The 13,483-nt window shown below is 34.0% G+C and carries 12 protein-coding genes and 1 tRNA gene; 10 read left to right on the top strand and 3 right to left on the bottom strand.

The features are described from left to right. Nucleotides 1–538: 538 nt before the first annotated feature. Nucleotides 539–2,056 carry a rhomboid family intramembrane serine protease gene (locus NSQ92_RS13770; RefSeq protein WP_341152864.1) on the top strand — a complete coding sequence of 506 codons (1,518 nt, stop codon included), beginning with the start codon at nucleotides 539–541 and terminating at the stop codon, nucleotides 2,054–2,056. On the opposite strand, the gene NSQ92_RS13765 is transcribed toward NSQ92_RS13770, so the two are convergent. Next, nucleotides 2,046–2,918, bottom strand: coding sequence for a hypothetical protein (locus tag NSQ92_RS13765; RefSeq protein ID WP_095322372.1), 873 nt, complete (start codon nucleotides 2,916–2,918; stop codon nucleotides 2,046–2,048). The two genes, NSQ92_RS13770 and NSQ92_RS13765, sit on opposite strands and share 11 nt — an antisense overlap. 282 nt (nucleotides 2,919–3,200) lie before the next feature. On the opposite strand from NSQ92_RS13765, the gene NSQ92_RS13760 reads away from it, so the two are divergent. The 7 genes from NSQ92_RS13760 to NSQ92_RS13730 all read left to right on the top strand — a co-directional run bounded on the left by NSQ92_RS13760 (nucleotide 3,201) and on the right by NSQ92_RS13730 (nucleotide 10,250). Then, nucleotides 3,201–3,416 carry a YqgQ family protein gene (locus NSQ92_RS13760; protein ID WP_047941253.1) on the top strand — a complete coding sequence of 72 codons (216 nt, stop codon included), beginning with the start codon at nucleotides 3,201–3,203 and terminating at the stop codon, nucleotides 3,414–3,416. Then, nucleotides 3,416–4,378 (top strand): ROK family glucokinase, encoded by a 963-nt coding sequence (locus NSQ92_RS13755; RefSeq protein ID WP_047941252.1) that lies wholly within the window; start codon nucleotides 3,416–3,418, stop codon nucleotides 4,376–4,378. Before NSQ92_RS13760 ends, NSQ92_RS13755 begins: the two co-directional genes overlap by 1 nt. Before the next feature lie 290 nt (nucleotides 4,379–4,668). Then, nucleotides 4,669–6,567 carry an LTA synthase family protein gene (locus NSQ92_RS13750; RefSeq protein ID WP_341152863.1) on the top strand — a complete coding sequence of 633 codons (1,899 nt, stop codon included), beginning with the start codon at nucleotides 4,669–4,671 and terminating at the stop codon, nucleotides 6,565–6,567. 130 nt (nucleotides 6,568–6,697) lie between these two features. Further along, nucleotides 6,698–7,885, top strand: coding sequence for a M14 family metallopeptidase (locus NSQ92_RS13745; protein ID WP_341152862.1), 1,188 nt, complete (start codon nucleotides 6,698–6,700; stop codon nucleotides 7,883–7,885). A 173-nt stretch (nucleotides 7,886–8,058) separates the two neighbouring features. After that, nucleotides 8,059–9,186, top strand: a complete 1,128-nt coding sequence (locus NSQ92_RS13740) for a YqgU-like beta propeller domain-containing protein (RefSeq protein ID WP_061798534.1) — start codon at nucleotides 8,059–8,061, stop codon at nucleotides 9,184–9,186. Between the two features lie 97 nt (nucleotides 9,187–9,283). Beyond that, a complete protein-coding gene (locus NSQ92_RS13735) occupies nucleotides 9,284–9,601 on the top strand; it encodes an MTH1187 family thiamine-binding protein (RefSeq protein ID WP_047941248.1) in 318 nt (105 codons plus the stop codon). Nucleotides 9,602–9,614: 13 nt separating this feature from the next. Then, nucleotides 9,615–10,250, top strand: coding sequence for an MBL fold metallo-hydrolase (locus NSQ92_RS13730; protein WP_047941247.1), 636 nt, complete (start codon nucleotides 9,615–9,617; stop codon nucleotides 10,248–10,250). Between the two features lie 34 nt (nucleotides 10,251–10,284). Here the strand turns inward: NSQ92_RS13730 and NSQ92_RS13725 are convergent, their stop codons facing one another. Continuing rightward, entirely contained in the window at nucleotides 10,285–10,983 is a 699-nt protein-coding gene (locus NSQ92_RS13725; protein WP_095258956.1) for a helix-turn-helix transcriptional regulator, read from the bottom strand. A 270-nt stretch (nucleotides 10,984–11,253) separates the two neighbouring features. Between NSQ92_RS13725 and NSQ92_RS13720 the strand changes: the two genes are divergently transcribed. Further along, nucleotides 11,254–12,297 carry an NAD(P)-binding domain-containing protein gene (locus NSQ92_RS13720; protein WP_144545192.1) on the top strand — a complete coding sequence of 348 codons (1,044 nt, stop codon included), beginning with the start codon at nucleotides 11,254–11,256 and terminating at the stop codon, nucleotides 12,295–12,297. A 43-nt stretch (nucleotides 12,298–12,340) separates the two neighbouring features. Next, on the top strand, nucleotides 12,341–13,273 hold the full coding sequence (locus NSQ92_RS13715; protein ID WP_047941244.1) for a cation diffusion facilitator family transporter: 933 nt from the start codon (nucleotides 12,341–12,343) through the stop codon (nucleotides 13,271–13,273). A 67-nt stretch (nucleotides 13,274–13,340) separates the two neighbouring features. Here NSQ92_RS13715 and NSQ92_RS13710 read toward each other — a convergent pair. Further along, a tRNA-Gln gene (locus tag NSQ92_RS13710) sits at nucleotides 13,341–13,412 on the bottom strand. Between the last annotated feature and the right edge of the window lie 71 nt (nucleotides 13,413–13,483).

Genomic DNA, 13,483 nt, shown 5'->3' with positions numbered 1-13,483 from the left:
GTAAGACTTTCCGCTTTTTGTATACGGTAATTGGTTGATATCCTTTGACATAGTGTTAAATAATTGCTATCTTAATATCTATTCGAACGTTCGTTCTCAAATGGATAATATCAAGATTTTGGTCATATATAAATATCTTTAATTGGATTTTTTGAAAATATGATAAATAGATCCCGAAAAGGGAGAAGGTATACACAGAGTGTCCGCAACATAATGGTACCAATTGGTTACTTTTGTTCTATCCTTTTTTCCTTTTACCAAATGTGTTTTTAATCTTTTTAAAAAGGTAATAACAAATAATAACGTTCATATCTTCAAGCGATATGCTTGTCGAATGTCACTTTCATTTATAAAATACATAAAATAAGCTAAAATGAAAGATGGATTTTGTGACATTTAAATGAAATGAAGGAAAAAAGAAACATATATAGTATTGTTACATAGAAAGCGTATTTCCTTAAAAAGCAACTATTTTTAAGAACTTGAAGAATATAGTGTCATTACCTTTCAGGATGTTCGGAGAGTAGGGAGAGAACAGATGGAGCTAGAACATTATAAGTATTGGAGAATCATCCATATACTAGTAAATGAATATCAGTATAAAATTATCTACTTATCAGAAGATCAACAAGAAATATGGCTAGAGGCTCAAGAGAATAAATCAAAATCTCCCGTTATTCGCTTATTTCAAATCGATATTAACTGGAGTAATTGGTTAAGCAGGGATATAGAAAGGACAGCGTTAAATGCTGAAAGGATAAGAAGTTCGCTGCATAGTCGTTCCCTTAGGGTGGTGAGCATTTATATATCTGCTTATCCGCCTGTAGATTCATATGAACATATTATCAATCCAGTATTTTTAAGCCCAAATAAAAAAATACAAATTGAAACAGTTCTTCTTGATCGATCCGTCCAAGACTGGGAAATAGGAGAGTTTAAAATAGCAGAATTACAAGGTATGCCAGAAACGGAAGCAGAGCGAGAAACGCATATTCAAAAATATAAAGATGCTATCTTTACACGCTTAAGACAAAATGAAAAAGAAGAAAGACAGTTATTTAATTTTGGAAAACCATGTATCACGTATTTTTTCATTGCTATTCAAGTGATTGTATTTTTCTTAATGGAATTAAGTGGCGGAAGTACAAACAGTGAAACGTTAATTAAATGGGGAGCAAAAGTAAATTATTTAATTGCCAATGGGGAATGGTGGCGATTTGTAACACCTGTTTTTTTACATATTGGTATTTTGCATTTACTTATGAATTCCATTGCTCTATATTATGTTGGACCATTAATTGAGCGGATTTTTGGATCGAGCCGATTTATGTTTATTTATTTATTTGCTGGGTTTAGTGGGGTATTTGCTAGTTATTTATTAAGTCCGTCTTTATCGGCTGGTGCAAGCGGCGCGATTTTTGGCTGTTTTGGTGCACTTCTTTATTTTGCGTGGCGCTTTCCCCAGCTATTTTTTCGTGTAATGGGCTGGAATGTCATTATCATCATAATTATCAATCTTATTTTTGGTTTTACTATACAAGGAATCGATAATGCAGGACATATTGGTGGTTTGATAGGCGGCTTCTTAGCCACAGCGATTGTTCATTTTCCAAAGAAAAAAAACTGGAAAATCCAGCTTGGTGCCGCCTTTGTTACTATACTGCTTTTGGGAATAGGTGTCCTTTATTCATTCCATCAAGATGTATTGCAAAGACAAGAACAATCAGCCTATATGCTGATCCATGATTATATCCATGATGAGAAATTTCATCAGGCTGAATTGGCTTTGGAGAAACTGGAACCAAAGAATAATGAAGATTACTACTTTTTACTTTCTTATATTCAACTTAAGAAGAGTAATCTAAATGATGCAGAGAAGAACCTGCAAAAAACAATCGCGATAAATCCAGAATTTCATGAAGCATATTATAATTTAGCGGTTGTAAGTATATATAATAAGAACTTGGAAGAAGCAAGGAAGTATTTACAATCAGCGATAAATTTGGACGAAAACAATTCTAAATATCTTCTATTATGGGATAAAATTAAAGAGTAGATATTTGTTGTCTTAAAACAATTGACTCACCATCTACTGTTGTAAATAAGATAAGAAGATGGTTATCATTAATTAATAATACAGGAATAGAACTACCGATGGGATCAGCAATGGTTCCATCTTCTTTTATAACGCCAAGAAAATAATTTTTATAGAGCCCCTCTGTTAGTTGTCCAATTATTTTTGCGCTTTGTTCTTTTGAAAAGTTCGGGAGAGGTGCATCGTTATAGTTGATTAAGTCTGTAAGTAATAGTTTTGTATGATATTGCTCAGGTGAAATATGGAATTTTTTTAATACTTGAAGATAAGCATACTCTACATTGTTTAATGCTTCTTTCTCTAAGGTCTTTGCCCAATCCTTTTCTGTTAAGTTGCTGGCAGTATGAAAAGTTAGGGGAGCATTTTCAAACTTGGAGTTAATAATATATAAGTTGTCCGTGGAAGTTTTTTGTGAACTGAAAATTCTTTCACTACTATCGTGTATTTCCGCATAATGAAAAGTTATTGCTTGTAAAAAGTTACTTTCTCTTTCCACGATTGTTTTTTTTCCTGAAAGCTCCAAAGTGTTTTGTTTCCATTCTCCCATTGTGTTTATTAGTTTTCCATTTGCATACAATAAGCTCATATCCTGCCGTAAATATGCGACCTTATTAATGGATGAATGGCTCTCCCAAAGAATACTGTATTCATCAAATCTTTTTTTACTAAAAGTAAGAGTTGTGTTTGCTTTCGGAAAAGTGACAGTAGGATCAATCGGAAAATAGGTGATACTCTCCTTAGCAATCTGCTTTTGTTGAAAAATATAGAAAATAGAAATAAGGATAATAAGAGAAAGACTTAAACGAATAAAATCTTTTTTCATTATTTTCACCGCTCCATGTTAAGTATGCTCAAAATATGAGCCTGTCTCATCTATACTTCTTTAAATATATGTATGGAAAAGAAAATTATGATAAAAGAAGAAAGAGGAGGGAATATCTTTTGTTTTCTAGCTTTAAACATATATTTACTTTCCTAATAAGGGAAAAGAATCTGCTGTTGAGGAAACAGTCCGTATCCTTTATACTTAATTTGAAAACGATTAATTTATCACTTTATGCAAACCTTTGCAGTGGATAGAATAAGAATGAAATCGAGGGGTACCATGCAAACAATTTATGACGTGCAGCAGTTTTTAAAAAAGTACGGGACAATCATTTATGTTGGAGATCGAGTAGGCGATTTACAATTAATGAAATCCGAAATTAAAGAATTATATCAATCTCAATTAATAAAAGAACAAGAATTCGATTCTGCTATGCGACTGCTTAATCAAGAAATACAATACTTAGAGGATAAGAGAAATCGGGGGAATGTGTGATGCAAGAAAAATGGGTAGCTGGAATAGATTTAGGCGGAACAACGGTGAAAATTGCTTTTTTATCTTTAAATGGCGATTTAATTGATCATTGGGAAATCCCAACAGATAATTCTGAGGAAGGGAAAAATATAACATCTGATATTGCAAAATCCATTGATGCTAAATTGAAGGAATTAGGTCATTCGAAAGAGGATGTTTTAGGTGCAGGAATGGGTGCGCCAGGTCCTTTTGATTATGAAACAGGAATTATTTTTAATACGGTAAATTTAGGCTGGCCCGATAATTTTCCTTTAAAGGCTCGCCTTGAAGCAGATTTAGGATTGCCAGTAACGATTGATAATGATGCTAACTGTGCTGCTTTAGGTGAAATGTGGAAGGGAGCTGGAGAAGGAGCAAAGGATTTAGTTTGCGTAACACTGGGGACTGGTGTTGGCGGAGGCGTTATTATTAATGGAGATATTGTGCAAGGCGTTAAAGGAGCTGCTGGTGAAATAGGTCATCTAACTGCAATTGTGGAAAATGGAGCTCCTTGTAACTGTGGGAAAACTGGCTGTTTAGAAACGATTGCATCTGCAACGGGAATTGTTCGTTTAACGAAAGAAAGATTAGCGGAAAGACATACATTAAGCGAGCTTCATTCGTTACTAGATCAAGAAGGGGCGATTACAGCAAAAGATGTGTTCGATGCAGCTAAAGGAGGGGACGAATTAGCTAATGAAATCGTTCAATTTGTTGCATTTCATTTAGGGCTAGTATTAGCAAATATTGCTAATACGTTAAATCCTGAGAAAATTGTCATAGGTGGAGGAGTATCAAAAGCTGGAGATGTCCTGTTAGATCCTGTAAAAGAGAATTTTATGAAATTTTCCTTTAAAAGTGTAGCAGAGTCAACTGTCATTGATGTTGCGACTCTTGGAAATACAGCAGGGGTAATTGGTGCTGCGTGGTTGGCTAAAAGTTAATCGAGCTAGGTACAAATAGATAGGATTATTAAGAATGAAAAAAATCTTCTTCCGTTTGGAAGGAGATTTTTTTTAGCTATTTTAAATGATAGGAATAATTACGATAAAATTTCTGAAACTTTTCGTCTGATTGGACGTTTAAAAAAGAGTAAGCTATTATAATAATACACAAAGATGAAAATTAGATTAAAATTTCATAAAGATTAGCTTTATATAATAAAAATATTGTAAAATGTGTAAAGTGATAATTTTCGAGATTTTGTTTGATCAATAGTTAGGAGGATTCACCATTGTTTAAGAAAAAATTGGAGTGGTCAAAGCTATCACTTATAACGATTGCAACAGTTTTACTATGGATTAAAACAAATATTGCCTATATTACAAGCTTTGATATTAAAATTGAAAATTGGATTCAACAATTCATATTAATCATTAATCCTTTAAGTTCCATATTATTTATACTAGGAATATCCATGTTTTTCTCAGAAAAAAATCAAAAGAGATATATATTAATTTCAAGTTTGATTCTCTCGTTTGTTTTGTACGCAAATGTGGTTTTTTATCGAGTTTATACAGATTTTTTAACTCTGCCGCTTTTATTTCAAACAAGTAATATGAGTGATTTAGGAAGTAGTATTAGAGAGTTAATCCATGTTACGGATATTCTTTTCTTTGTTGATATTATTTTGCTTATTGTCATTATGAAAAAGAAACCAGCCTTTGTAAAAATTCCGAAATACACAAGAGTTCACAAGAGTATTTTCTATTTACTTACGATAAGCTTAGCTTTTTTTAATCTAAGTTTAGCAGAAACGCAAAGAACGCAATTGTTAACTCGAACATTTGATAGAGAGCTTTTAGTGAAAAATATTGGAACATATAATTATCAACTTTATGATATTTTTCTGCAAACAAAGACTTCTGCACAAAGAGCATTTGCAGATGGCAGTGAATTAACAGATATGGTTAATTATAATCAGGCAAATTATACAGAACCAAATAAGGACATGTTTGGTATTGCTAAAGGTAAAAATGTAATCATGGTTAGTCTAGAGTCTACTCAGTCGTTTACAATCAATCGAGAAGTTAATGGCGAAGAAATTTCACCATTTTTAAATGATTTTATTAAACAGAGCTTCTATTTTGAAAATTTCTACCACCAAACTGGACAAGGTAAAACTTCAGATTCGGAATTCATTGTGGAAAATTCATTGTATCCATTAAGTAGAGGGGCTGTTTTCTTTACTCATTCTGGAAATGAATATCAGGCAACTCCTGAAATTTTAAATGAAAATGGATATTACACAGCTTCCTTACATGCAAATAATAAGAGTTTCTGGAATCGTGATATTATGTACCAAAGTATAGGATACCAACGATTTTATGAGATTAATGATTATGAGGTGAATGAGGAAAACTCTGTTGGCTGGGGGCTGAAGGATATTGACTTCTTCGAGCAATCAATCGCTCATTTAAAAGAAATGCCGCAGCCTTTTTATAGTAAATTTATTACGCTGACAAATCATTTTCCTTTTGAGTTAGAAGAGGAAGACAAATTTATCGAGCCATTAACAACCGGCAGTAAAACACTGAATAATTATATTCCTACTGTCCGTTATCAGGATGAAGCATTGAAAAATTTTATTGAGAAACTAAAAGAAGAAGGTCTCTATGAAAATAGCATTATTGTACTGTATGGAGATCATAATGGCATTTCGGAAAATCATAATAAAGCAATGAGTGAGTTATTAGGAGAAGAAGTGACTCCTTTTGTAAGCACTCAATTACAAAGAGTGCCTTTTGTTATCCATATTCCAGGAATGGAAGGGAAAACATTGTCAACAGTATCTGGTCAAGTGGATATCAAGCCGACTCTTCTTCATTTGCTCGGGATCGAGACAAAAAATGATATTCAATTTGGATCTGATCTTTTCTCTGATAACAAGGATCCGTTTGTTGTCTTACGAGATGGCAGCTTTATCACAAATGATTATGTGTATACGAAAGAAGTTTGTTATGATCGAACAACTGGAGAAGCAGTCAATGGAGACGGGTGTGAGCCTTATATAGAGCAGGCGAATTTAGAATTGCAGTATTCTGATAGTATTATTTATGGAGACTTATTGCGGTTCTATGATAAAGAAAAAGGGATGCTTGAGATAGTGGAAGAAGCGAATAAAAAAGAGTAGAATGATGGAGCTTTGTGATAAATGTAGAAATACCTACTTTGTCACAAAGCTTTTTTTATGAATAAGAAAAAGTACCATAAGTAATGTTTTTTAGTGCGGTTCATATATATATAGGGAGAGGAGTGGGCATATGGAGATTAAATTGAGACCAGGAGATACACTTTGGTACTATAGTCAGCTTTTTATGGTTCCCTTGAATCTTATTTTAGACAGTAATCCTCATGTTAATCCGAATAAATTAGCAGCTTCAGAAACTATCCAAATACCTGGATTTGAATTACAGGTTCATAAGATAAAGCAGGGAGAAACTCTGTGGAAATTGGCAGGAGTAAGAAATATTTCAGTGGATAGTATTTTATTAATAAACCAACATGTAAATCCGAATAATCTTCAAGTAGGCGATGAAATTTATATTCCAAATCGCATTATTGGAAGAATAGTACAGGGAAAGAAAAAGTATGATTATCATTCCTTGCAAGTCGATCTAACTAGATTAAAGAAAATTTTTCCATTCATTCAAGTGAAGAGTATTGGTAAAAGTGTATTAGGACATAATATTGAGGAAATTAGAATAGGAAAAGGTATAAAAAAGGTTCATATAAATGCATCATTCCATGCCAATGAATGGATTACTACGCCGATTTTAATGGTGTTTTTGAATGATTTTTTATTATCTTTAACGAATGGGACAAATATTCATCGTGTTCATACAATGCCATTATATCAGTCTGTTGACTTATCCATTGTACCGATGGTCAATCCAGATGGAGTTAATTTGGTCTTAAATGGTCCTCCAGAAGAAGAGAAGGAGAAATTATTCTCGATAAATGGTGGAAGCACTGATTTCACTAGCTGGAAGGCAAATATCCGTGGGGTTGATTTGAATAATCAATTTCCGGCAAATTGGGAAATTGAAAAGGAAAGGAAAGAACCAAAATCGCCAGCACCAAGAGATTATCCGGGAGACACGCCATTGTCTGAACCTGAGGCTCAAGTGATGGCGAAGCTTGCGCATAAAGAGAATTTTGACTGTTTAATAGCATTGCATACGCAAGGAAAAGAATTTTATTGGGGCTATGAAGGGCTAGAGCCAGCAGAATCGCAAACGATAGCAAATGAATTTTATAGAGTGAGTGGATATAAAGCCATTCAAAATGTAGATAGTCATGCTGGTTATAAAGATTGGTTTATTCAAGAATTTAGAAAGCCAGGATTTACATTAGAGTTGGGAAAAGGGATAAATCCTCTTCCTCTATCCCAATTTACTGAAATCTATCATGACACATCAACGATTTTCTTAGCGTCTTTATATTTGTAGATTTACAGTAGATGAAATGTATGGAGTGTAAATAAGCACCTATTATGGAGGAATATTTCTCATTTTAGTAAAATATCAAAGCGTATTTGAAAAAAAGCCGAAAAAATCGGCTTTTTTATGTTACTATTCTATAGAGTAAATAAAACATGAAAAGTAGTATAGGAGTGTGAAAAATGTTTCCATTAGGTAAGAGAAACACACTAGGAATAGTTCTTCTCTTCACTTTTTTCACACTTATTCTGTCTGGCTGTGTACCAAGACAGAATAATTCAGCCAGTGAAAATGAAGCGAAGGACAAAAATATCAATAACAACACGATGCTTCCTCCTATTAGTCCAGTTGAAGGAGATTTTGAGCAAGTATATGGCTGGATAAAGAATGATACAATTTGTTATTCGGCGAAAGTAGAGGGTGTTAATAAAATTTACACTTATAACATCTATACTGGAAAGCATATTCCTTTATATGAATCGGTAACAGAATTGTCAAATGTGATACTCAATAAAAATCAACTTTTAATATACAATGCTCTTTCTGATGAAGAAGGAGAAATTCATATCATTGATATGAAGGGAAATGAAGTGCTTACTAGAAAATTGCAAAGCTATGAAACAGATTTTGCGTGGAATCCTTATAGTGAAAATGAACTATTAATTACTACTTTCACCAAGGATTGGGAAAGTAAAGTATCTGTATTGGATATTCAAGAAAATGAATTAAGTGATTTTCCTGTGTCTACGCCCTTTCCCCAATGGCAATCAAAGGAAAAAGTAATGTATTTAGAGTGGGACCAAAGCTCCCCTTCCTTTTACGCTCCTCTTAAAATTTTCAATTTGGAAACAAAAGAAGAAAAAGAATGGGACGTACCTGATATTTATTTTATAGAAGAGAAAAATGGTTATCTCCTTACTCTGGCCGGTTCATCTAAAGAAGAGGAAGCCATTTATACCTTTTATGATTCTGAATTAAAGAAGCAAGGAAGTGTCCGCTTACCTAGATTATCTAAATTTTCCAATTGGTTAGTACCAAACTATACTTTTTATGAGAATAAATTTCTTACTTTTGTTCCCAAAAATAGTGGTAATGCGGAAACTTATCAAGATGGCTTTAATCTTGTTGAAATAAATATGGAAACAGGTGAAAGCAAAAAGATAGATACGGAAATGGAATTAGAGGATCAGCCTATCCAAATTTCGAGTGATGGAAAATATTGTCTATTTGGTTATTATTATGAAAATATGCTGGATATGGAAACGGGCGAAATTAGCTCCTTATTTTCTACCACTATTCACAATAGTTGATGATGGCATAAAAATATGCCATCATAATCATGGAACATAATCAAGTATCTTTGTCTTATATATGGTTAAATATACGGTTGAAAGGAGAATATAGTTAATGGCAATTGTAGATGTAACAGTTATACCAGTAGGAACACAAACACCAAGTGTAAGTGCATATGTAGCAGATATACAAAAAGTGCTTATGGGTTATGAGGAAAAAGGGCAAATTCGGTTCCAATTAACGCCGATGAATACAATTATTGAGGGAGAGCTTCCTGTTTTATTTGAAGTAATCCAAGCTATGCATGAAGTTCCTTTTGAAAAAGGGCTTGTTCGTGTTTGTACAAATATCCGAATTGATGATAGACGGGATATTAGTAGAAAAATGGAAGATAAAGTAGAACGTGTTGTAAGTCAATTAGAGAGTAGATAGGAGGGGTTATGGGATGGAGTATAAACAAATTCCTTTAGGACCAATCCAGACAAATTGTTATTTAATATGGAATGAAAACAAGGATTGTTTGGTGATAGATCCTGGGGCAAATGGAGAAAAGTTAATAAAGATAATTCAGGAGTTAGGATTATCTCCTATAGCAATTCTGTTAACACATGCTCACTTTGACCATATTGGTGCAGTGGAAGATGTTCGGACAGAGTATAGTATTCCCGTATATGTACATAGCAAAGAGGAAGAATGGCTAATTAATCCGAAATTAAACGGCAGTGAAGCATTTAGGCTGCCGAATCCGATTGTAACAAGACCTGCTGAGCATTTCTTAGATGAAAATCCAAGCATGACAATCGGTGATTTTACCTTTCAAGTGATGGAGACACCAGGGCATTCTCCAGGCAGTGTTACGTTTTATTTTGAAAAGGAGAATTGGGCATTTGTAGGCGATGCCCTTTTCTATGAAAGTATCGGCCGAACAGATTTAGCTGGCGGGAATCAAAGAACATTGCTAACTAGTATCCATGAGAAGTTATTGAATTTACCTGAAGACACATTAGTGCTTTCCGGTCATGGCAGAAAAACGACGATTGAGCATGAAATGGACCATAATCCATATATTAATGGCTTTTAAATGAGAAAAAAGAGAAGGGGCTCCTTCTCTTTTTTTATTGCACGATCGTTTTATAAGCGCATTGATCACAACCAGTAATAATATTTTGTTTCTCGATTAACTGAACATCTTTAAACAAAGCTTCGAACATTCCTGTAAAGAAGGATTGGTGCATGGTACAAACTTTATTCTTATGTTCTACAGCTACTTCTTTAAATGGACAGTTATAAATTTCAAAATATAAAGAGGTTTGATCATCATTCCATTCCAATGCAGGTAACTGTCCGGTCATTAAACTAGCATTTTGTAATAAACGTATTTTATCCTCATTCGATAATAGTGCTGTGTTGTTTGTAATACGTGCAATCTCCTGCTCCATCATCTCTTTGCCAAATGTTTTTCCTGTTTCATAAAGTGCTTTGCTTCCCTCTGCTCCAAGACTTTCAAGCGTTTTCAATAAAATGCTGCTTAATAATTGATAATCTCGAAAAGGAAAGCTAAATTGAATAACTTCATCTGATAAACGATATAGTCTGCTGGGGCGACCACCTTTACCTGTTTTTTTTGTTTCCGAGTGTAGCATTCTTACATCTTCTAACTTAGATAAATGCAAGCGAGCTACATTTGGATGGATGGAAAATTCATCCGCTATTTCTTGAACAGTGACATCTTGATGACGTTTTGTAATGTACTGATAAATATAGAAACGAGTTGGATCTGATAAGACATTTGTAACTTTTAGTGTATTTTCCATATTAAATGTTCCTCCTGAGGACTAATTTTCTTTATTATAATATAGCAATCTACCATAAACATGGTTAAAACGATAAGTTTATAAAATGTTCACAACTTCACAAATGTTTTGTTCATAAATTGTACATATTCACTATTTGAAGCATGAGCAACGTTTTAAATAGATTATTAAAAGAGAAGTGGAACTTATTGTTAATTTTTATTGACAGATTTATTAATTAGATTATAATGAATATATGAACACATATTCATATAATGGAGGACGGTTGTTATGAGTTACGATGTAATAATAATTGGCGGCGGGCAAGCCGGGCTAGCGATGGGTTACTTTTTAAAGAAAAGCGGCTTATCTTTCCTCATAGTAGAAAAAGAAACATCTATAGGTGAAAGCTGGAGAAAGAGATATGATTCATTAAGATTGTTTACTCCACGTTTTTACAGTTCTCTTCCTGGGTTTCCGCTGTATGGGGATTTGGATGGCTATCCCACAAAAAATGAAATAGCAGACTATTTATTTGATTATGCGACCACGTTTTCGCTGCCAGTTCAATTAAATACAGAGGTAAAGGAACTATCAAAGACAAAGGAAGGCTTTAAGGTAGTTACTAATGCGGGTGTATTAGCAGCTAAAAAAGTGATTATTTCTACTGGTCCCTTTCAAAAACCATTGATACCTTCATTTGCTTCTAGTTTATCTGAAAATGTAGTCCAGCTTCATACATCGCAATATCATAATCCGAAACAAATTAAAGAAGGACCGGTTTTAATTGTAGGAGCCGGGAATTCAGGGGCGCAAGTTGCAGCGGAGCTTTCAGACAAATATTTGGTATACCTATCAGTAGGTCATAAAATTCGTTTTTTACCACAAAATATAGGGAATAAGAGTATTTTCTGGTTATTTGAGAAAATGAAAATATATAAAGCAAGTACCTATTCCAAAATAGGTCAATGGCTAAGGAAGAAACCAGACCCAGTTTTTGGATTTGAATTAAGAGCAAAAATAAAAAGTGGAGCAATAACAGTATTTCCGCGCACAGAAAGAATTGTCGATGATACTTTTGAGTTTATAGATAAACGCAGACTAAAAGTTAACACTGTTATCTGGGCTACCGGTTTTTATCATGATTATAGTTGGATTAACATTCCACAAGTAATAAATGTAAACGGAAATCCTATTCATAAGAAGGGAATAACGAATATTGCTGGATTGTATTTTTTAGGATTACCATGGCAAACACATAGAGCTTCCAGTCTGCTTCAAGGAGTTGGGGATGATGCAGCATATATCTATCAACATTTACGGAGAAACATGTAAAAAGCAAGCAAATATCATTTTTTAGAAACAGGAGGAAGATAAGATGGGACATTCTCATGGGCACGACCATAGTCATCATGGACATCATCATGGTTTCGAAGAAATAAGAGAAGGAAATAAAAAGGGCTTACTTATAGCGTTAATCATAACAACTGGTATTATGCTGTTAGAGTTTTTTGGTGGTTTACTTACAAATAGTCTTGCTTTATTGTCAGATTCAGGTCATATGCTAAGTGATGCAAGTTCTCTTTTTTTAAGCTTTCTAGCAATCTGGTTCGCCACACGACCTGCCTCTTCGAGTAAAACCTACGGCTATTATCGTTTTGAAATTTTAGCTGCCTTATTTAATGGTGTTACATTGTTTGTTATCGCCTTTTTTATCATATTAGAGGCAATCGAACGATTTTCCCAACCACCTGCTGTCTCAAGTGGAACGATGATGATAATAGCTGTAATTGGACTATTAGCGAATATGATCAGTGCCCTAGCATTATTGAGAAAAGGCGATGTAGAGGGCAATGTTAATTTGCGAAGTGCTTATTTACACATTCTAGGTGACGCATTGGGCTCTGTTGGCGCAATAATTGCAGGCTGCCTCATGATTTTCTTTAAGTGGTATATTGCTGATCCAATCATATCTGTTGTAGTTGCGCTATTAATTTTGAAAAGCGGCTGGGGAGTAATAAAAACGTCCATCCATATTTTAATGGAAGGAACACCAACCACTATTAATAAAGAAGAGGTAAAAAAGGAGTTGGAAGGAATCGCTGGAGTTATCGATGTTCATGACTTGCATATATGGACAATCACTTCTGGATTGGATTCACTAAGCTGCCATTTATTAATTGATGATAAGAGTGATAGTCAAGTAATTCTACAGGTCGCGATTGATCGTCTGAAAGCTAAATTTAATATGGAACATACAACCATCCAAATCGAAAAGTCACAGATTCGGCATGATGATATGAATGTATAATAAAAGGTAAAGCCTCGATCTACTCGAGGCTTTTTTACAAAAAAAAGACCCAGAACACGGGTCTCTACTGGGCTAGCTGGATTCGAACCAACGAATGACGGAGTCAAAGTCCGTTGCCTTACCACTTGGCTATAGCCCAAAATAGTTGACATCTATAGTATGGATAGGAGCTGGCATTTTATACAGATTTGTTGAACTTCTTGGAAAGAT

The sequence above is a fragment of the Niallia sp. FSL M8-0099 genome (genome assembly GCF_038006945.1).
GTDB classification, from domain to species: domain Bacteria; phylum Bacillota; class Bacilli; order Bacillales; family Cytobacillaceae; genus Niallia; species Niallia circulans.
Note: the sequence above shows the minus strand (reverse complement) of the source record. Positions and strands in the feature narration are given on the sequence as shown.

What these genes read in the sequence shown, in the direction of transcription:
- NSQ92_RS13770 (WP_341152864.1), top strand. Translation starts at nt 539, where the DNA reads ATGGAGCTAGAACATTATAAGTATTGGAGAATCATCCATATACTAGTA.
- NSQ92_RS13765 (WP_095322372.1), bottom strand. Translation starts at nt 2,918, where the DNA reads ATGAAAAAAGATTTTATTCGTTTAAGTCTTTCTCTTATTATCCTTATT.
- NSQ92_RS13760 (WP_047941253.1), top strand. Translation starts at nt 3,201, where the DNA reads ATGCAAACAATTTATGACGTGCAGCAGTTTTTAAAAAAGTACGGGACA.
- NSQ92_RS13755 (WP_047941252.1), top strand. Translation starts at nt 3,416, where the DNA reads ATGCAAGAAAAATGGGTAGCTGGAATAGATTTAGGCGGAACAACGGTG.
- NSQ92_RS13745 (WP_341152862.1), top strand. Translation starts at nt 6,698, where the DNA reads ATGGAGATTAAATTGAGACCAGGAGATACACTTTGGTACTATAGTCAG.
- NSQ92_RS13740 (WP_061798534.1), top strand. Translation starts at nt 8,059, where the DNA reads ATGTTTCCATTAGGTAAGAGAAACACACTAGGAATAGTTCTTCTCTTC.
- NSQ92_RS13735 (WP_047941248.1), top strand. Translation starts at nt 9,284, where the DNA reads ATGGCAATTGTAGATGTAACAGTTATACCAGTAGGAACACAAACACCA.
- NSQ92_RS13730 (WP_047941247.1), top strand. Translation starts at nt 9,615, where the DNA reads ATGGAGTATAAACAAATTCCTTTAGGACCAATCCAGACAAATTGTTAT.
- NSQ92_RS13725 (WP_095258956.1), bottom strand. Translation starts at nt 10,983, where the DNA reads ATGGAAAATACACTAAAAGTTACAAATGTCTTATCAGATCCAACTCGT.
- NSQ92_RS13720 (WP_144545192.1), top strand. Translation starts at nt 11,254, where the DNA reads ATGAGTTACGATGTAATAATAATTGGCGGCGGGCAAGCCGGGCTAGCG.
- NSQ92_RS13715 (WP_047941244.1), top strand. Translation starts at nt 12,341, where the DNA reads ATGGGACATTCTCATGGGCACGACCATAGTCATCATGGACATCATCAT.